Origin of the sequence: Mediterranea massiliensis, from assembly GCF_900128475.1 — a bacterium.
Classification (GTDB): domain Bacteria; phylum Bacteroidota; class Bacteroidia; order Bacteroidales; family Bacteroidaceae; genus Bacteroides; species Bacteroides massiliensis_E.
In genome coordinates this window covers 171,549-190,218 of record NZ_LT635835.1, presented here as the reverse complement: position 1 = coordinate 190,218, position 18,670 = coordinate 171,549, and the positions used below count along the sequence as shown (strand labels likewise).

The 18,670-nt window shown below is 55.2% G+C and carries 15 protein-coding genes; 5 read left to right on the top strand and 10 right to left on the bottom strand.

The window, feature by feature from the left end; all coding sequences use genetic code 11:
- Positions 1-53 precede the first annotated feature (53 nt).
- A complete protein-coding gene (locus BQ7483_RS03190) occupies positions 54-2,168 on the top strand; it encodes a dipeptidyl-peptidase Dpp5 (protein ID WP_022020621.1) in 2,115 nt (704 codons plus the stop codon).
- Positions 2,169-2,236: 68 nt separating this feature from the next.
- Here BQ7483_RS03190 and BQ7483_RS03185 read toward each other — a convergent pair whose 3' ends face one another.
- Entirely contained in the window at positions 2,237-3,343 is a 1,107-nt protein-coding gene (locus BQ7483_RS03185; protein WP_072544783.1) for a PspC domain-containing protein, read from the bottom strand.
- Positions 3,344-3,379: 36 nt separating this feature from the next.
- Complete coding sequence (locus tag BQ7483_RS03180; protein WP_072544782.1) at positions 3,380-3,715, bottom strand: PadR family transcriptional regulator; 336 nt, start codon at positions 3,713-3,715, stop codon at positions 3,380-3,382.
- Positions 3,716-3,945: 230 nt separating this feature from the next.
- Between BQ7483_RS03180 and BQ7483_RS03175 the strand changes: the two genes are divergently transcribed.
- Together BQ7483_RS03175 and BQ7483_RS03170 are read left to right on the top strand one after the other, a co-directional pair.
- Positions 3,946-5,346 carry a hypothetical protein gene (locus BQ7483_RS03175; RefSeq protein WP_072544781.1) on the top strand — a complete coding sequence of 467 codons (1,401 nt, stop codon included), beginning with the start codon at positions 3,946-3,948 and terminating at the stop codon, positions 5,344-5,346.
- A gap of 42 nt (positions 5,347-5,388) precedes the next feature.
- The gene (locus tag BQ7483_RS03170; RefSeq protein ID WP_072544780.1) at positions 5,389-5,886 is read left to right on the top strand and encodes a GNAT family N-acetyltransferase; all 498 of its coding nucleotides are present in this window, start codon (positions 5,389-5,391) and stop codon (positions 5,884-5,886) included.
- A 49-nt stretch (positions 5,887-5,935) separates the two neighbouring features.
- Here the strand turns inward: BQ7483_RS03170 and BQ7483_RS03165 are convergent, their stop codons facing one another.
- The 3 genes from BQ7483_RS03165 to uvrA form a co-directional block, all read right to left on the bottom strand.
- The gene (locus tag BQ7483_RS03165; protein ID WP_072544779.1) at positions 5,936-7,459 is read right to left on the bottom strand and encodes a peptide MFS transporter; all 1,524 of its coding nucleotides are present in this window, start codon (positions 7,457-7,459) and stop codon (positions 5,936-5,938) included.
- 93 nt (positions 7,460-7,552) lie between these two features.
- The gene (gene ybaK, locus BQ7483_RS03160) at positions 7,553-8,035 is read right to left on the bottom strand and encodes a Cys-tRNA(Pro) deacylase (RefSeq protein ID WP_072544778.1); all 483 of its coding nucleotides are present in this window, start codon (positions 8,033-8,035) and stop codon (positions 7,553-7,555) included.
- Between the two features lie 484 nt (positions 8,036-8,519).
- Entirely contained in the window at positions 8,520-11,357 is a 2,838-nt protein-coding gene (uvrA, locus tag BQ7483_RS03150) for an excinuclease ABC subunit UvrA (RefSeq protein ID WP_072544777.1), read from the bottom strand.
- 193 nt (positions 11,358-11,550) lie between these two features.
- Here uvrA and BQ7483_RS03145 point away from each other — a divergent pair, with 193 nt between their 5' ends.
- Positions 11,551-13,344, top strand: a complete 1,794-nt coding sequence (locus tag BQ7483_RS03145; RefSeq protein WP_072544776.1) for a LysM peptidoglycan-binding domain-containing protein — start codon at positions 11,551-11,553, stop codon at positions 13,342-13,344.
- Between the two features lie 42 nt (positions 13,345-13,386).
- On the top strand, positions 13,387-14,076 hold the full coding sequence (locus BQ7483_RS03140) for a porin family protein (protein WP_072544973.1): 690 nt from the start codon (positions 13,387-13,389) through the stop codon (positions 14,074-14,076).
- 145 nt (positions 14,077-14,221) lie between these two features.
- On the opposite strand, the gene BQ7483_RS03135 is transcribed toward BQ7483_RS03140, so the two are convergent.
- The 5 genes from BQ7483_RS03135 to BQ7483_RS03115 all read right to left on the bottom strand — a co-directional run bounded on the left by BQ7483_RS03135 (position 14,222) and on the right by BQ7483_RS03115 (position 18,617).
- On the bottom strand, positions 14,222-14,689 hold the full coding sequence (locus BQ7483_RS03135) for a DUF4293 domain-containing protein (protein WP_072544775.1): 468 nt from the start codon (positions 14,687-14,689) through the stop codon (positions 14,222-14,224).
- Positions 14,689-15,024: a DNA-directed RNA polymerase subunit omega gene (locus tag BQ7483_RS03130; RefSeq protein ID WP_022020609.1), complete on the bottom strand. Its 336-nt coding sequence runs from the start codon at positions 15,022-15,024 to the stop codon at positions 14,689-14,691. Before BQ7483_RS03130 ends, BQ7483_RS03135 begins: the two co-directional genes overlap by 1 nt.
- Before the next feature lie 359 nt (positions 15,025-15,383).
- The gene (locus BQ7483_RS03125; protein ID WP_072544774.1) at positions 15,384-16,232 is read right to left on the bottom strand and encodes an outer membrane protein assembly factor BamD; all 849 of its coding nucleotides are present in this window, start codon (positions 16,230-16,232) and stop codon (positions 15,384-15,386) included.
- 236 nt (positions 16,233-16,468) lie between these two features.
- Positions 16,469-16,894: an amino acid-binding protein gene (locus tag BQ7483_RS03120; protein ID WP_072544773.1), complete on the bottom strand. Its 426-nt coding sequence runs from the start codon at positions 16,892-16,894 to the stop codon at positions 16,469-16,471.
- A gap of 415 nt (positions 16,895-17,309) precedes the next feature.
- On the bottom strand, positions 17,310-18,617 hold the full coding sequence (locus BQ7483_RS03115; protein ID WP_022020606.1) for a phenylacetate--CoA ligase family protein: 1,308 nt from the start codon (positions 18,615-18,617) through the stop codon (positions 17,310-17,312).
- Positions 18,618-18,670 lie beyond the last annotated feature (53 nt).

Sequence of the window (18,670 nt, the reverse complement as noted above, 5' to 3'; positions counted from 1 at the left end):
TCGGGACGAATGCCTACCTTTGCAGGAAGACAATCAACTGAAAAAACATTGATATGAAACCATCCAACCTTTTACTTATGTCAGCAGTCATGACGATGGCTTCGTGCGGCAGCTCGTCCGAAGCCACGAAACAGGACGACGCCGACCTGATCGGACGGTCGGACATCCGCATCGAGAACCGCCGCATGACGCCCGAAGCCCTGTGGGCCATGGGACGCATCGGCAGTGTAACGCCCTCGCCCGACGGCAAGCAGGTGGCCTACACGGTGACCTACTACAGCGTTCCCCAGAACAAGAGCAACACCGAACTCTTCGTGATGAACGCCAACGGCAGCGCCAACGAGCAAATCACCCGCACGACGTGGCACGAAGGCCAGCCCGCCTGGATAAAGAACGGCAAGAAGCTGGCCTACCTGAGCAGCGAAAGCGGCAGCAGCCAGGTGTGGGAGATGAACCCCGACGGCACAGACCGACGACGGATTACCGACTACGACGGTGACATCGAAGGCTTCTCCTTCAGCCCCGACGGCCAAAAGCTGCTCTTCATCGCCCAAGTGAAAACCGTGCAGAGCACGCAGGACAAATATCCCGACCTGGACAAGGCGTCGGGCATCATCGTCACCGACCTGATGTACAAGCATTGGGACGAATGGGTGACCACTGCCCCCCACCCGTTTGTAGCCGACTTTGACGGCTCGGCCATCAGCAACGTGAAGGACATCCTCGAGGGCGAGCCCTACGAAAGCCCCATGAAGCCCTGGGGAGGCATCGAGCAGCTGGCCTGGAGCCCCGACAGCAAGGAGGTGGCCTACACCTGCCGCAAGAAGACCGGCTTGGACTACGCCGTCTCCACCAACTCGGACATCTACATCTACGACCTGGCCGGCAAGCAGACGCGCAACATCACCGAAGGAAACATGGGATATGACACCAATCCCCAGTACTCGCCCGACGGCCGCTACATCGCCTGGCAGAGCATGGAGCGCGACGGCTACGAGTCCGACTGGAACCGTCTGTTCATCCTGGACCGCCAGACAGGCGAGAAGAAATTCCTCAGCAAGGCCTACCCCTCGAACGTCGACTCTTTCGTGTGGAACGACGACTCGCAGGGGCTCTACTTCCTGGGCGTCTGGCACGGTGAAGAACAGATTTATTACATCGCCCTCAACCAGCCCGAACAGGTGGTACAGCTCACCGAAGGCATGCACGACTACGGCTCCATCGCCCTCTGCGGCGACAAGCTGATGACCACCCGCCACTCCATGAGCATGGGCGACGAAATCTATGCCGTAGACAAGACCCGTCAGGGCGAAGCCTTCGCCCGGGCTGTCCAGCTCACCCACGAGAACCAGCACATCTACGACCAGCTCGACATGGGCCGCGTGGAAGGACGCTGGATGACGACCACCGACGGCAAGCAGATGCTGACGTGGGTCATCTATCCGCCCCAGTTCGATCCCAACAAGAAATATCCTACCCTGCTCTTCTGCGAAGGAGGCCCGCAGAGTCCCGTCAGCCAGTTCTGGAGCTACCGCTGGAACTTCCAGATTATGGCAGCCAACGACTACATCATCGTGGCTCCCAACCGCCGCGGCCTGCCGGGCTTCGGAGTGGAATGGAACGAAGCCATCAGCGGCGACTACGGAGGCCAGTGCATGAAAGACTACTTTACGGCCATCGACGAAATGACCAAGGAACCGTTTGTTGACAAGGACCGCCTGGGCTGCGTAGGCGCCAGCTTCGGAGGTTTCTCCGTCTACTGGCTGGCCGGACACCACAACAAGCGTTTCAAGGCGTTCATCGCCCACGACGGCATCTTCAACATGGAGATGCAATACCTGGAAACGGAAGAAAAATGGTTTGCCAACTGGGACATGGGCGGTGCCTACTGGGAAAAGGACAATGCCACGGCCCAACGTACCTTTGCCAACTCGCCGCACAAGTTCGTGGACAAATGGGACACCCCCATTCTCTGCATCCACGGCGAGAAGGACTACCGCATCCTGGCCAACCAGGCCATGGCCGCCTTCGATGCCGCCAAGATGCGTGGCGTACCGGCCGAACTGCTGATCTATCCCGACGAGAACCACTGGGTGCTGAAACCCCAGAACGGCGTGCTGTGGCAGCGCGTCTTCTTCGAGTGGCTGGACAAGTGGCTGAAGAAATAAATAACAGCAATGTACAAAAAAAGAGGCACCGGAAGATGCCTCTTTTTTTGTACCTATAAACGCGGTTGTCACACCGACATGTATTCACGTCCCAGATAGAAATCGGGGAAGGAGAAGCCGCCCCACGTGAAGCACAGGGCAAACACCACCGCACTGACCAGCCACAGTATCAGCAAGGTCCACTTCAACCCGCCCGACATGGGCTGCCACTTCAGCAGGTTGCGGAACAGGGTGTGCAGCAGGCTGAAGAGCGGAATGGCTACCAACAGGATGCCGGCAATGTACATCACAATGGCCGCAATCGGCGAAGTCGGCAATACGATGTCCATCGTGGGGAAGAGCGAGAAGAGGGCATCTCCTCCTTCTACAGCCACCGTAATGGCCGCAAACAGCAAGGCCACGAACGCGATGCCCAGGGCAAACAGCACCGGAGCGCATACAATCAGCAAGATGATCAGACCCGCCTTCAAAATACATCCGGCCAGCGTCACCAGTCCGTCGCCAATGCGCTGCAACAGGGTGCGGGGCTTGTCGGAACGCATGTAGCTGTTCACGCCGTCGGCCATCCGCTCAAAGCCACCGGTCACCGTCTTGCCGATGTTCTCCACCGTCACCGCCTCGCCGTGCATGCTCAGCTTCTCGGCTGCCGTACGGGCTTCGGGAATGATGATCCAGCAGACGATATAGATCGGAATCAACGTGCCATATCCGAAAATCAGAATGACAAACAGCAGCAGACGCACCAGCGTCGTGTCCCAACCCAGATAGGCAGCCAGGCCGCTGCACACACCGCCCAGCACCTTGTTGTCGGGGTCCCGGAAAAGCCTGCGGCGTACCTTCACCGTTTCTTTGCTGCGTGTCCACGAGCCGGGTCCGTAACCTTCTCCCGCACGCTGCTCCGAGCCACGGTCGGCATCGTCCATCTCTTCGGGCTTGCCCATACGGGCTATCACCCCTTCCACATCGGCCAGGGTAATCACCTGCCGGTTGCCGTCCAGCTTCTCGGCCAGCAGTTCGGAGATGCGGCGTTCGATGTCGTCCACTATTTCGTCGGCTCCCGCTTCCTTGCGGAAGTGCGCCTTCAGGTTCATCAGATAGTTGTCCAGCAGGCGGTAGGCATCTTCGTCAATGTTGAATACCGTTCCGCCCAAGTTTACAGTCAGTGTCTTTTTCATTGTTATGTTCTTTTTTTAATTTGCATGAATCCATTGTTATTCCGTCCCGTTCCGGCGGATGTGCTCCACCGTTTCGTTCAATTCCCGCCAGGCCGTTTCCAGTTCCTGCAGGAAGCCTTCTCCTTTCGGAGTGAGCCGGTAATATTTCCGGGGCGGTCCCTGTGTCGACTCAATCCATTCATACCCCAGCAGGTCGTCGTTCTTCAGGCGGGTCAGCAGCGGATAGAGGGTCCCCTCCACCACAATCAGCCGGGCCTGCTTCAGCTTCTGGATGATGTCCGAAGCATAGGACGGCTCCCTGTGCAGCAACAGCATGATGCAGTATTCCAGCATCCCCTTGCGCATCTGCGATTTTACGTTGTCTACATTCATATCTCAAACGATTGGTTCTCTTGATTATTTTGTATGGCACAAATATATGTATTATATAGGTACCTTGTATTACATAATACTATATTTTATACCACGTTAACATTTCAAAGAGGAAGAAAGACGCATGAAGCCAGGACGGGGACACATCTTTTAAGGGTACCGGTTTGCAGATTCCAGAAAAACTTGATAACTTGCGAAGATTTTAAACTGAAACAAATAATACCGAAAACATGAAGCGCACTCTCTGCACATACGCGCTGCTGGCCGGAATGGCCGGCAGCCTGGCCGCACAGGCCGCCACTCCCCAAAAGAACCAACTTTTGAACGAGAAAAGCCGGACCGGCATCACCGCTTTCTTCACTGCCCGCCTGGCGGGAGACGAGAAGACGTTCGACACCTCCGTCCGCCTGAAGCTGAAAGACGTGGATGCCGCTCGCGAAGCCGTCTGGCAACTGTGGAAAGAGGCCAACGAAGCCTATGAAGAAGAGAAGCTGCCCGCCCCTGCTCCGCTCTCCGAACAGTCTGCCGGCCACTGGAACCTGCCCGAAGAGCTGGAACCGAACGCCGTATTGAACTTCTACTGGGGCCGGAAGGAAGCAATCGGAAGCCCCGCTCCGACCGAAGGCCTGCCCCTCTTCCTCTACCTCCACGGTTCCGGTCCGCGGGCTCAGGAATGGGCCACCGGACTGAAGATCTGCAGCCGCTTCGACGATGCTCCCTCCCTCTACTTCATTCCGCAGATACCCAACGAAGGCGCCTACTACCGCTGGTACCAGCGTTCCAAACAATATGCGTGGGAGAAGCTCCTGCGGCAGGCCCTGCTGTCGGACAGCGTCCATCCCAATCGCATCTACGTTTTCGGTATCTCGGAAGGCGGCTATGGCAGCCAGCGTCTGGCCTCGTTCTATGCCGACTACTGGGCGGCTGCAGGACCAATGGCAGGAGGTGAACCCCTGAAGAACGCTCCGGCTGAAAACCTGGGAAATACGGCCTTCTCGCTCCGTACGGGTGCCGAAGACAAAGGCTTCTACCGCGACCGCCTCACCGGCTATACAGCCGCTGCGCTCGACAGCCTGCAACGTTTATATCCCGACCGCTATACCCACTGGATAGAACTGATTCCGGACCGCGGACACCACATCGACTACGCCCCTACCACTCCCTGGTTGAAACAATACGTCCGCAATCCCTATCCCAAGCATTTCGTCTGGGAAGACTTCGAAATGGACGGGCGCTACCGCAAGGGCTTCCATAACCTGCAGGTGGACGAGCGTCCGAACGCCGACAGGCAGACCCGTACCCGCTATGAACTGGACATCGAGGGCAACAACATCTCCCTGAAAGTGGACGAGGTGACCTACCATACCACGGAAACCGATCCCCAATGGGGCATCGAACTGAAGTTCAACAAGACCTATATACCGGCCCGCCAGGGCAAGGTGACCGTCTACCTCTGCCCCGAACTGGTGGATCTGAGCAAGTCCGTCACGCTGACGGTCAACGGACACACCGTCTTCAAAGGACGCGTCAAGCCCGACGGGAAGCACCTGGTGAACAGCTGTGCCACGTTCTTCGACCCGCAACGCCTCTACCCGGCTGCCATCGAAGTGGACCTGTCAGCCCTGAAATAAAATGAGACAAAATTCTCCAAACTACTAAAAAATACAACAACGATGTTTACTATCAGAAAAGCAGACACAGCCGACTGCCAGCTCATCAACAAGCTGGCCTGGCAAGTCTTTCCAGAGACTTACAAGAAAATTTTGACCAAAGAACAGATTGACTACATGATGGACTGGATGTACTCCCCCGAGAACATCCGCAAACAGATGGAAGAAGAAGGGCACGTCTACCTCCTGGCCTACGAAGAATGCGAGGCGGCAGGCTATGTTTCCGTGCAGCCCGAAGGGAAAGACCTCTTCCACCTCCAGAAGATCTATGTCCTGCCCTATTTCCAGAAGGCACACTGCGGCAGTTTCCTCTTCCATGAGGCCATCAAATACATCAAGGAAGTGCATCCCGCTCCCTGCCGCATGGAGCTCAACGTGAACCGCTACAACCCTGCCCTGGGCTTCTACCAGCACATGGGCATGACGAAGGTGCGCGAAGGCGACTTCCCCATCGGCAACGGTTACTATATGAACGACTACATCATGGGGATGGATATATAAAAAAAGTGGGGCAGGAAAATCCTGCCCCACTTTTTTATATCAAAATCACTTAAGCCACCTTTTCCAGTTTCTTCATCACCGAGAAGATGAACAGAGCAGCCAGCAGGCAGAGGCCCATCAGAACGCCCCATACAATCCACAGATTGAGATCGCCCCACAACCAGGCTGCTACAGCCGTCAGATAGTTACCGATGGCAGTAGCTACAAACCAACCGCCCATCATCATACCCTTGTACTTCGGAGGTGCGACCTTCGACACGAACGAAATGCCCATCGGTGACAACAGCAACTCGCCGAACGTCAGTACCAGGTAAGTCGAAACCAGCCAGTTGGGCGATACAAACGTAGCTGTACCGGCCTCGGTAGCCGCTGCCTGCGCGTTGGGAGTAAGCAGACCGAAAGAGGCGAACATCATCAGTACGTAACCGCAGGCTGCCACCAGCATACCCAAACCGATTTTGCGGGGAGCGGAAGGTTCCTTACCCTTGCGGGCAAGCGAGCCGAAGATAGCCATGGATACCGGTGTCAGTGCTACTACAAAGAAGGGGTTGAACTGCTGGAAGATAGGAGCATCTACCGGCGTAGCGCCTTCGAGCGTCGAATAGCGGTAAACCAGGAACAAAACAGCCAGCAGAATCACCACACCTGAAATGGTCTTGCCCTTACCTGTCTTCGACTGGAAGAGGGAGAACAGAGCATAGACAATAAAGATAATGGCCACCAGGTTCCATACGCTGAACATCATGCTTTCCAGTCCGACAGAACTCTTGGCAGTATATTCATCGGCAAAGTAAGTCAACGTCAGTCCGTTCTGATGGAACGCCATCCAGAAAAAGATAACCACAGCGAACACCAGGCAGAGGGCCACGATGCGGTCTTTCGTTTCGCGCGGAGAAAGTTCCTCGACAGCAGCTTCCTGCTTGCTTCCGGCCTGCTTTCCGCTACCTTCCACGTGCTTGAACGAGCTGCGGAAACCGTAGTAGATCAGCATGGAGACAATCAGTGACACACAAGCCACCGCAAAGGCGAAATGATAGGAATCGTTCACACTCACACCCCAGTTCTTCTGGGCATATTCCATCATGGCTACCGCTGCCGTAGGAGCAAACAGGGCGCCGATGTTGATGGCCATATAGAAAATACTGAAAGCAGAATCACGTTTGGATGCGTATTCGGGCGAGTCGTACAGATTGCCCACCATTACCTGCAAGTTACCCTTGAACAGACCCGTACCACTGCTGATGACTACCAGTGCGGCAAACATCGCAATCAGGCCCACCGTGCCGCTGCCCAACGGAAGAGCCAACAGCACATAACCCGCAAACATGGCTACGATACCGATTTTCACCATCTTGCCATAACCGAACTTGTCAGCCAGGATACCGCCGATGAACGGGAGGAAATAAACCAACGCCAAAAACGTAGAATAAATAGTGCCGGCCATGGCAGGTGACAAGCCGAAATTGGCTTTCAGAAACAAGACGAAAATGGCCAGCATCGTGTAGTAGCCGAAACGTTCGCCGGTATTGGCGAGCGCCAAGGCATAAAGACCTTTAGGTTGCCCTTCAAACATAATTGTGAATATTAAGATTAATAAATTGAGTTATTTTGTGCAAATATATGATTTTTGCCGATATTTTACCGAAACTATCCCGAAAACTTTCCGTCAGTCCTCAAAAAGCACGCACACCTCGGCCTTCACTTCGCGTATCAGGTCCTTCGGGTCCAGTTTCAGCTGCAGGCCGCGTATGCCCGCACTGATGTAGATGTAGGGGAAACGGAGGCACGTCTCGTGGATATAGGTGGGGAAAGGTTTCTTCATCCCGATGGGCGAACAGCCGCCACGGATGTAGCCCGTCAGGGGCAGCAGTTCCTTCACGGGGATGAGGTCGCACTTCTTGTTGCCCGACACCTTGGCGGCCAGCTTCAGGTCCACTTCGTGTTCGCCGGGAATGACGCATACGAAATGTCCCGTCTTGTCGCCGTGCAGTACGAGGGTCTTGAACACACATTCGATGTCTTCGCCCAGGCTGGCGGCCACGTGTACCGCACTCAGGTCGTTCTCGTCCACCTCGTAAGGGATGAGTTCGTAGGCTATCTTTGCCTTGTCCAGCAGCCTTGCTGCATTGGTCTTATTGATCTTTTTCATTGTTTCTGTTTTATTATTTTATTGTTATTACTTGCTTTTTTGCTTGCCGCTATCTCTGCACTTTTTCTTTCGCTTGCCCGAAAGAAAAAGATACCAAAAAGAAAGGGCACCGTCTGCACTTCCGGGGCTACTCCGGAAGTCTGCCGGGCTGAAGGACAGGAACTCGCTGCGCTCAAACAGCCTGTCCTTCCCGACGCCCGTCCGACTCCCTCCGCTTTACGCCCCTGCAGTGAGGCCGGAAAGCCCTGCGGCGTGTTCCTTACAAGAGCTAATTTATTCACTCCCGTAGCGCAGCCCGGGCCTAATCGGAGGGGCGTTAAGCGGAGGAACACCTTTTGCGTCAGGAAAGGCAGGCTGTTTGAGCGCAGCGAGTTCCTGCCTTTTAGCAAAAGGCGCTCCGGAGTAGCCCCGGAGGTTCAGCCCTTGACTTTTTCTTTTGGTACCTTTTCTTTTGTGTCAAGGCAAAAGAAAAGTACACACGTTCTCATTTCATTTTCAACTCCTCCCGCAGGAACTTCGGCGTATATCCCTTGCCGCTCATCGCCACTTCCTCGGGCGTGCCGCAGGACAGGACCTCTCCCCCACCCTTGCCGCCTTCGGGACCCATGTCGATGATGTAGTCCGCCATCTTGATGACGTCCAGATTATGCTCGATGACAATCACTGTATTGCCCTTGTCCACCAGACGTTCGAGTACCTTCATCAGCACGCGGATGTCCTCGAAATGGAGGCCGGTCGTCGGCTCGTCCAGGATATAGAGTGTCTTGCCCGTATCGCGCTTGGACAGCTCCGTAGCCAGCTTGACGCGCTGGCTCTCGCCGCCCGAGAGCGTGGTGCTGGACTGTCCCAGCTTGATGTACCCCAGACCCACGTCCTGGATAACCTTGATCTTGTTCAATATCTGCGGCACGTTCTCGAAGAACTCCACCGCCCGGTTGATGGTCATGTCGAGCACGTCGGCTATGGATTTGCCCTTATATCGCACCTCCAGTGTCTCGCGGTTGTAGCGCTTGCCGTGACACACCTCGCACGGCACGTACACATCCGGCAGGAAGTTCATCTCGATGGTCTTGTAACCGTTGCCCTGACAGGCCTCGCAGCGGCCTCCGCTCACGTTGAACGAGAAACGTCCGGGCTTGTAGCCGCGTATCTTCGCTTCAGGCAGCCCCACGAACAGGTTGCGGATGTCGCTGAACACCCCCGTATAGGTGGCCGGATTGGATCGCGGCGTGCGTCCCAGGGGCAACTGGTCTACGTTCACCACCTTGTCGATGTACTCCAGTCCCTCGATGCTGTCATAGGGCAGCGGGTCCTGCAACGAGCGGTAGAACTTCTGCGACAGGATGGGCTGCAGCGTTTCGTTGATGAGGGTCGACTTGCCGCTGCCCGACACGCCCGTCACGCAGATGAGCTTGCCCAGCGGAAACTCCACATCGACATTCTTCAGATTGTTGCCCCGGGCTCCTCGCAGCCACAGGCTGTGTCTGTTGCCCTTCCGGCGCTCCTTGGGCACCTCGATGGCCTGTTCGCCGTTCAGGTATTGCGAAGTCAGCGTATGCGTCTGCAGCATCTCCCGCGGCGTGCCGGCAAAGACCACGTTTCCTCCCAGCCGTCCGGCCTTCGGACCCATGTCTATCACATAGTCGGCCGCTAGCATCATATCCTTGTCGTGCTCCACCACAATCACCGTGTTGCCGATGTCCCTCAGCTCCTTCAGCGAATGGATCAGGCGCAGGTTGTCGCGCTGGTGCAGTCCGATGCTCGGCTCGTCCAGGATGTACAGCACGTTCACCAGCTGCGACCCGATCTGGGTGGCCAGGCGGATGCGCTGGCTCTCACCGCCCGACAGGCTCACCGAACTGCGGTCCAGCGACAGGTAGTCCAGTCCCACGTCCAGCAGGAACTTCAGCCGGGTGCGTATTTCTTTCAATATCTCTGCGGCTATCTGCCGTTGCTTGTTGCTCAGATGCTCCTCCACATGCGACAGCCATTCATACAACTCGCTGATGTCCATCGTGGCCAGCTGCTGGATGTTCTTGTCATGGATGCGGTAGGACAAGGCCTCGCGGTTCAGCTTGGCTCCGTGACACTCCGGACAGGTGGCGGTGCGGGCAAACTGCTCGGCCCACTTCTGTGCCGTGGCCGAAGCGTCGCGGTCCTGCAGCATCTGGATGTATTTCACCACGCCTTCGTACGTCACGAAGTAGTCCGACGACGTACCCACCAGCTGGCTCTTGATCTTCAGCCGTTCGTCCGAGCCGTAGAGTATTTCGTCTATCGCCTCGTCGGGCAGTTCCTTGACGGGTGTCTTCAGGTTGGCGTCACACTTCTCCAGCAGCGCCTCTATCTGCCAGAATATCATGCTGTTCTTGAACTTGCCCAGCGGAACCACCGCTCCGTTGTACACCGACAGCTCGCGGTCGGGAATCACCTTGTCGATGTCTATCTGGTTCACCACGCCCAACCCCTTGCACTTGGGACAGGCACCTTGCGGAGAGTTGAACGAAAAATTGTGCGGCGCCGGTTCCTTGTACGACAGTCCCGTCACGGGGCACATCAGCCGCTTGCTGTAGTGGCGTACGCTTTCCGTCTGCGCGTCCAGTATCATCATCAGTCCGTCGCCCTGGCGCATGGCCGTAGCCACGCTGTTCTTCAGCCGAGTGTCGTCCTTGTCGGCCACCACCAGCTTGTCGATGACCACCTCCACGTCGTGGTTCTTGTAGCGGTCCAGCTTCATGCCCGGCAGGGCCTCCTTCAGCTCGCCGTCCACCCGTACGTACAGGTAGCCCTTCTTCCTCACCTGCTCGAACAGCTCCTTGTAGTGTCCCTTTCGGTTGCGCACCAGCGGGGCCAGCAGGTAGATGCGCTTGCCCTTGTAGTCCTTCAGGATCAGGTCCAGAATCTGTTCTTCGGTGTACTTCACCATCTTCTCGCCGCTCAGGTACGAGTAAGCCTCCCCGGCCCTTGCATAGAGCAGACGCAGGAAGTCGTAAATCTCGGTCGTAGTACCCACCGTCGAACGCGGGTTCTTGTTCGTCGTCTTCTGTTCGATGGAGATCACCGGGCTCAGTCCCGTAATCTTGTCCACGTCCGGCCGTTCCAGGTTACCCAGGAAGTTGCGCGCATAGGCCGAGAACGTCTCGATGTAGCGCCGCTGCCCTTCGGCAAAGAGCGTGTCGAACGCCAGCGACGACTTTCCGCTGCCGCTCAGGCCGGTAATCACCGTCAGGCTGTTCCGCGGAATCTGCACGTCGATGTTCTTCAGGTTGTGCACCCGTGCGCCATAGACGTTGATATATTCGTTTTCTTCTGTTTGTTGCATATCTTCGGCATTTTTTCAAATCGCAAAAATAAGGGTTTCTCGGCGAAAAACAGCCGCTCCGGCGTTTTTTTCGGATTTCACGGGGTGAATATTATTTCTTAACTCAAACCTTTGGATGAAATGCGACATTATTGCTACCTTTGCAGCTACTTTGGGAATAATTTAATTGTAGAAACCAAACGGACCGAATCGAATGAAAGCATTAAAACGCACCGTCTTTTCCCTGTTGCTGGCCGCCACGTGGGGCCTGAACCTCTTCGCACAGGAGAACCAGACCTATTTTCTGCATACCATTGAGAAAGGGCAAAGCCTCTATTCCATCGCCAGCATGTACGGCGTCAGCCAGGCCGACATCGTCCGCCTGAACCCCGGCAGCGATGAAAAGATATACGTCGGACGCACCCTGCGCATCCCGCGCCAGGAAGAAAGCCGGACCCGGGAAACCTACCACACCATCGCCGCCGGAGAAACGCTCTACCGCCTCAGTGTGAACTACGGCATCAGCGTACAGGCCATCTGCGCCGCCAACCCCGGTCTCGATGCCCGGAACTTCCGTACCGGCCAGGTCATCCGCATTCCGGCCAAGACCGATGACAATACCCTGGCCACGTCTGCCCCAACCTCCCAGCCACAGCAGCCGCAGCAGTCCCGGGAACTCCGTCCCAACTGCCGCGACATGCACAAGGTGAAGCGCAAGGAGACGGTCTACAGCATCAGCCGCGAATACGGCATCACCGAAGCCGAACTCATTGCCGCCAACCCCGAACTGAAAGGCGACAACAAGCTCAAGCGCGGCAGCTTCCTCTGCATCCCCTATCCCAAAGAGACTTCCGTGCCTTCCACTCCGGCTCCGCAGGCCGCTCCCAGCAACGACGAGCTCTTCCGGGAGAACAGCGGTGAGGCCCGTCAGTACAAGACCCTCAAGGCAGCCGTCATCCTGCCCATCCTGCCCGAAGGTGCCCAGCGCAACGAGTCGTCCCGCATGGTGGAATACTACGAAGGCTTCCTCATGGCCGTCGACAGCCTGAAGCGTTCCGGTGTGTCCGTCGACCTCTATACCTACAATTCCGGTCCCGAAAAGGCCTCCCTGCAGAGCATTCTGGCCCGTCGCGAGATGCAGGACGTCCACATCATCTTCGGTCCGCTCTACCAGGAGCACATCGCTCCGCTGGCCGAGTTTGCCAAGAAGAAAGGCATTCGCCTCGTCATCCCCTTCACGTCGAAGGACAACTCCGTGTTCCGCAATCCCTATATCTATCAGGTCAACACGCCGCAGTCCTACCTCTATTCCGAAGTCTACGACCACTTCACCCGCATTTTCCGCCGTCCCAATGTCATCTTCATCGACACCCGTGACAGCGGCCGCAAGGAGAAGGCCGAGTTCATCCAGGGCCTGAAGGACGAGCTGAAGAGCCGTTCCATCCCGATGGTTACCCTGAGCGATACCGTCACCTCTCCGTCACTCGGTGCCGCCCTGCGCCCCGGTTACGAGAACATCTTCATTCCGACGTCGGGCAGCAATGTGGCGCTCATCAAGCTGCTTCCGCAGCTCTCCCTCACCGTACGCCAGCATCCCGAGGCCGAATGCCGTCTCTTCGGCTACCCCGAATGGCAGACCTATACCAAAGACCATCTCGAGTCGTTCTTCGAACTCGACACCTATATCTACTCGTCGTTCTACACCAACAACCTGCTCCCCACGGCCGTCAGCTTCACCAACAGCTACCGCCGCTGGTATGGCAAGGACATGGAAGAACGCTATCCCAAGTACGGCATGCTGGGCTTCGACACCGGCTACTACTTCCTCAAGGGCCTGTCCCGCTACGGTTCCGAGTTCGAAGAAAACCTCTCCGGCTTCCAGACCGTTCCCATCCAGACCGGCTTCAAGTTCCAGCGTGTCAACAACTGGGGTGGCTTCATCAACCGCAAGGTGTTCTTTGTCCGCTTCTCTAGGGAGTACGAGGTGGTCAAGCTGGACTTTGATTGATAGAGAAATGAGAATGGAAAATTGAGCATGGAACGTTACCGCATGAAACTGAAAACCCTACTTCCCGCCACCCTGCTGCTGTCCGCCCTGGCTGCTCCCCTGCATGCCCAGATGGGCGAACAACGCTATAACTTCACCGTCGGCATCAACGGCGGCGTCAACCTCAACAGCGTCAGCTTCTCGCCCAGCATCCAGCAGAAGAACCTGATGGGCCCCACAGGCGGCATCACGCTGCGCTACGTGTCCGAGCGTTTCTTCCGCATGATCTGCGGCGTACAGCTTGAGGTCAACTATTCGCAGCACGGCTGGGACGAATACTACCAGGACTATCCCGAACTGCAATACACCCGCAAGATGAACTATGTCGAACTGCCCTTCCTGGCCCACCTGGCTTTCGGTAAGGAAGGGCACGGCATGCAGTTCTTCTTCAACGCCGGCCCCCAGATAGGCTTCTTCCTCAACGAAAGCCACACCCAGAGCGGTCCGTGGGAAGACTTCTCCGGTATCACCGTCGAGCAGCACGACATGCCTGTCGAGAACAAGTTCGATTACGGCATCACCGCCGGAGTCGGTGTCGAGCTCCGCACCAAGGTCGGCCATTTCCAGGTCGAAGGACGCTACTACTACGCCCTCTCCGACTTCTACCACAGTACCAAAAAAGACTACTTCGCCCGTTCAGCTCATGGCGTCATCGGCATCAAGATGGCCTACCTGTTCGACATCACCAAGTGACCTCTTTCCCGGGGGGAGACACGCTTCCCCCCGACAAAAAAATTCAGGCACGGATTACGCGGAATGTTCACATCGACCTCCTTTCGGTCAGTGTATTCGCGTAAACCGTGCCTGAAAACGTTATAGGCACGCCTTCTGTCGCCTCTTAGCGCGAAGGACGCAGTCTGTCGGCCGCCTTTACCATCACCTCGTCCCGGTAGATGGCACGGAAAGCCAGATAATTCAAAATGATGCACACGGCAGGCAGGCACAGGGCCCATCCCACCTGAAAGCCCGTCACGTCCAGACGACCTTTCAATACATACCAGAATACGCCGAACACCACGTAATACCCGATCAGCAGCACACTGTTGAAGATGGTCATACGCACCTGCAACATGCGGTTGCGGAACAGGAAGATGGTGCCGAACGCCACGATGGCACTCAGCAGCAGGAGGCCGAAGAGACCCCATGTCGACTGGAAGCCACCGTCGGCCAGCGTCACGCCCAGCGGCTTGAACGCCAGCGTATTCACTCCGTCGGCAGCGATAAAGTGTCCGGCAGGCAGGCACATGGCCACTACCAGCAGCACCGTCACTACCAGGAGGTATACCGATTGGATGCGCTGTATCATTACTGCAGTTTTTCTTTTTCCTTGGCCGGATTGCGGTAGTACACCTTTCCTTCGATGTATTCCTGCGTGGCAATCAACGTCGGTTTCGGAAGTTTCTCATAATAGCGCGAAATCTCTATCTGCTCACGGTTCTCGAACACCTCTTCCAGGTTGTCGTTGTAGGAAGCAAATTCAGCCAGCTTCTTCGACAGATCGTTCTTGATTTCCACACTGATCTGGTTGGCTCGCTTGCCGATGATAGCCACTGTTTCATAGATGTTGCCCGTGTCTTCACACAGCTCCATCAAGTCGCGTGTTACGGTTGTTGTAGGAGCATTGGTTTTTCTGTAATCCATAAATTTCTATCTATTATATATTTAATAATTTCCCTTTAGTAGTTAAGAAGTTACAGAAGTTATCACTTCGCTGCGCTCCGTTAGAAGTTAAGCCAATAGTCCTGCAACAGGAAACCGGTTGTCTTTCTATCGGCCTTTAACTTCTTAGCCCGCTCTGCGTGCGATTAACTCCTTCAGTTCTTTAACTCCTGCAAGGGTATGTCAAAAGGAGAAAGGGCTATCACTTTGTCATTCTGAACGTAGTGAAGAATCTCGTAATCAACTGCTTATGTATTGAGATCCTTCACTACGTTCAGGATGACATTGCGTTTTGATTACACTTCTCTATTTTGACACACGCTTGAGTTATATATTCACGTTCACTCTTCTGTTTCTTCTGCATTCTCTTCGTCCGTACCGCCTTCGCCAAGCACATTCTGCGCTTTCTGGAAGATGCGGTCGGCCTCCTTGATGTATTTGCTTTCCGGAAATTCGTTCTTGAAAGCATAATACTCGTCTATCGTCTCGCGGTAGCGTTCCGGCTTTCTCTCGTCCACGCTGTAGAAGGCCAGCTCATATTTGGCCCGCAGGATCAGGATGGACAGGTCTTCACGCAGATTGGTGTACGGATAGTCGTTCAAGGCATTCTGTGCCGTGATGACGCACGACTGGTAGTTGTTACCCATGTAGTTGCCCAGGTTGTAATACAGCTTGGCAGACAGATATTCCTTCATCACCAGCTTGTCCTGCAGTTCGAAGATCATCTTCTGTGCTTCCTCCCGTTTGGGGCTCTGCGAATAGTATTCCAAGAACAGCTGCAGTTCCTCGATGGCCTTGTACGTGCTGGTCTGGTCCAGACGCGGTTCGGGTGTATCCAGGAACAGCGACTTTCCTGCATGGAAGCGGGCCAGTTCCGCATACGTACCTCTCGGATAAACCTGATAATATTGGATGAAAGTCTGGGCAGCCGTCTGATAGTCACCGTCGTTGTAGTAGCACATACCCAGCATGTAGAGCGATTCTTCCGCGTTGGGCGTACCTTTCAGGATGGCAATCAGCTCGTTCAGCAACGTAGCGGCACGATTGTACTGTCCCTTGGCGAAGTACGATTTGGCAGCCTCGTACTTGTATTCGTAATCCGTGCTCTTCAGCAGCTTGTTATATTCTCCGCACGATGTAAGCCCCATTGCTGCTGCCAGCAGAGCTATGATAAGAGTTCTCTTTTTCATTCGCTAGTTTACAAATAATGCGCAAAGATAGGGCTTCGCCACGAATTACACAACGTTCCGAAGCTTAATTTTTTCAAAAAGAAAGGAAGGGGTAGTAGGGAGTGGTTAGCGGTTAGTGATTAGCGGTTAGTGGTGAACGGTTAGTATGCCATTCGGATGATAACGAACCATCACTAACCACTAATCACTAATCACTAACCACTAACCGCTAACCACTAACCGCTCACCGCTCCCCATCACAGCTTATACAGCTCATTGGCCGCCAGCAGTTCCACCCGGTGCTCCTTCAGCACACGCAGGCAGTTGTCCATGTCGTTGGGTCGGATCACCACGTTCGCATGATCTCCGTTGGCAAAGGAATACATGTATTCGATGAACACCCCTTCGTCCGACAGGAACTGCAGCACCTTGGCCAGCGCACCGGGGATATTGGGACAGCTGATACCCACCACGTCGTTCACATTCACGGCAAAGTGATGTTCCTTCAGCAGCTGGTAAGCCTTCTCCGGTTCCGACACCACCCCTCTCAGAATGCCGAAATCCGCATTCTCGGCTATACTCAAGGCCGACAGGTTGATTCCTCCCTCAGCCAATACCCGGGTCACCTCCGTCAGGCGTCCCGACTTGTTCTCCAAAAAGATTGAAAGTTGTTTTGCTATCATATTTTTTAATTGAGAATTGAAAATTGAGAATTGAGAATTAAGAGTTGAAATATCTGATATTTAATATTTTATATTTAACATTTGACTTATCTTGTACTTTTCTTTTGCCTTGACGCAAAAGAAAAGATACCAAAAGAAAAAGTCAAGGGCTGAACCTCCGGGGCTACTCCGGAGCACCTTTTGCTAAAAGGCAGGAACTCGCTACGCTCAAACAGCCTGCCTTTCCTGACGCAAAAGCCACTCCTCCGCTTTACGCCCCTCCGATTAGGCCCGAGCTGCGCGACGACGTCCTTCGTAGTTTCTGATTTCAGATTTCATGTTTCTAATTTCAAATTTGATCTCTGAAATTTAATATCTGATATTTGATATTTCATATTTAATATTTGATATTTGATATCTGATATTTTATATTTGCTCAAAGCTTCCTCTTGTCTATCACCCTCTTCGCCTTGCCCGTGCTGCGTTCGATGCTGCGCGGTTCCACCAGCTTCACGTCTACGCTCAGGCCCAGTACGCTTTGCAGGCGGGCGGTCAGGCGCTTCTTCATCGCTATCATCTTGTTGATTTCGTCCGAGTAGAATTCCGGTCTCACCTCCACCTGCAGCTCCATGGTGTCCGTATTGTTCTTGCGGTCCACCGTCAGCAGGTAGTGCGGTTCAAATTCCGGCATCTCCAGCATCACCGACTCAATCTGTGTCGGGAATACGTTCACGCCGCGAATAATCAGCATGTCGTCGCTGCGTCCCAGGATGCGGTCCATCCTCACCAGCGTTCTTCCGCAGGCGCAAGTCTCGTAGTGCAGGGCCGTCAGGTCCTTCGTGCGGTAGCGCAGCAGGGGCATTCCCTCCTTCGTCAGGTGTGTGAACACCAGTTCGCCCGTCTGTCCCGGCTCCAGCGGCTGCAGCGTCTTCGGATCCACAATCTCCGGGAAGAAGTGGTCCTCGTTCAGGTGCGTCCCGTGCTGGCACTCACATTCGTAGCCCACGCCCGGACCTGCCACTTCGCTCAGTCCGTAGATGTCATACGCCTTGATGCCCAGCTTCGCCTCGATGTCGTGGCGCATCTCCTCCGTCCAGGGCTCCGCCCCGAAGGCTCCTATCCTCAGCTTGAATTCCTCGCGCGGCAGTCCCGAGTCGCGGATGGCGTCCGCCAGATACAGCGCGTACGACGGCGTGCAGCACAGCACCGTCGCCCCGAAGTCGTGCATCAGCGTGATCTGTTTCTCCGTATTTCCGCTGGACATCGGGATCACCGACGCCCCGATGTTCTCCGCGCCCGCATGCGCTCCCAGTCCGCCCGTAAACAGTCCGTAGCCGTACGACACCTGGAAGATGTCCGTTTGGTCCGCTCCGTAGGCCGTGAAGGCCCTCGACAGGCATTCCTTCCACACCGACAGGTCCTTGCGCGTATAGCCCACCACCGTCGGTTTTCCCGTGGTGCCGGACGACGCGTGGATGCGTACAATCTGGCTCATGGGCACGGCACACAGCCCGAAGGGATAGTTGTCCCTCAGGTCCAGTTTCGTAGTGAACGGCAGCTTCACGATGTCGTCTATGCTGTTGATGTCATCCGGGGTCACGTCCATTTCCTGCATCTTCCTGCGGTAGAAGGGCGTGTCGTGGTACACCCGCTCCACCGTTTTCTTCAGCCGGATGCCCTGCAGCTTGCGCAGGCTCTCCCGGTCCATGCATTCGATGCTCTCATTCCAAACCTTGTTTTTCATACTTGTTGTTTTTCATGTGGTTATTTATTTGGATTCTCTACCCGCAAATTAAA

Excerpts from the sequence above, each read along its gene's own strand:
- BQ7483_RS03190 (WP_022020621.1), top strand. The coding sequence starts at position 54 with ATGAAACCATCCAACCTTTTACTTATGTCAGCAGTCATGACGATGGCT.
- BQ7483_RS03185 (WP_072544783.1), bottom strand. The coding sequence starts at position 3,343 with ATGAAAAAGACACTGACTGTAAACTTGGGCGGAACGGTATTCAACATT.
- BQ7483_RS03180 (WP_072544782.1), bottom strand. The coding sequence starts at position 3,715 with ATGAATGTAGACAACGTAAAATCGCAGATGCGCAAGGGGATGCTGGAA.
- BQ7483_RS03175 (WP_072544781.1), top strand. The coding sequence starts at position 3,946 with ATGAAGCGCACTCTCTGCACATACGCGCTGCTGGCCGGAATGGCCGGC.
- BQ7483_RS03170 (WP_072544780.1), top strand. The coding sequence starts at position 5,389 with ATGTTTACTATCAGAAAAGCAGACACAGCCGACTGCCAGCTCATCAAC.
- BQ7483_RS03165 (WP_072544779.1), bottom strand. The coding sequence starts at position 7,459 with ATGTTTGAAGGGCAACCTAAAGGTCTTTATGCCTTGGCGCTCGCCAAT.
- ybaK (WP_072544778.1), bottom strand. The coding sequence starts at position 8,035 with ATGAAAAAGATCAATAAGACCAATGCAGCAAGGCTGCTGGACAAGGCA.
- uvrA (WP_072544777.1), bottom strand. The coding sequence starts at position 11,357 with ATGCAACAAACAGAAGAAAACGAATATATCAACGTCTATGGCGCACGG.
- BQ7483_RS03145 (WP_072544776.1), top strand. The coding sequence starts at position 11,551 with ATGAAAGCATTAAAACGCACCGTCTTTTCCCTGTTGCTGGCCGCCACG.
- BQ7483_RS03140 (WP_072544973.1), top strand. The coding sequence starts at position 13,387 with ATGAAACTGAAAACCCTACTTCCCGCCACCCTGCTGCTGTCCGCCCTG.
- BQ7483_RS03135 (WP_072544775.1), bottom strand. The coding sequence starts at position 14,689 with ATGATACAGCGCATCCAATCGGTATACCTCCTGGTAGTGACGGTGCTG.
- BQ7483_RS03130 (WP_022020609.1), bottom strand. The coding sequence starts at position 15,024 with ATGGATTACAGAAAAACCAATGCTCCTACAACAACCGTAACACGCGAC.
- BQ7483_RS03125 (WP_072544774.1), bottom strand. The coding sequence starts at position 16,232 with ATGAAAAAGAGAACTCTTATCATAGCTCTGCTGGCAGCAGCAATGGGG.
- BQ7483_RS03120 (WP_072544773.1), bottom strand. The coding sequence starts at position 16,894 with ATGATAGCAAAACAACTTTCAATCTTTTTGGAGAACAAGTCGGGACGC.
- BQ7483_RS03115 (WP_022020606.1), bottom strand. The coding sequence starts at position 18,617 with ATGAAAAACAAGGTTTGGAATGAGAGCATCGAATGCATGGACCGGGAG.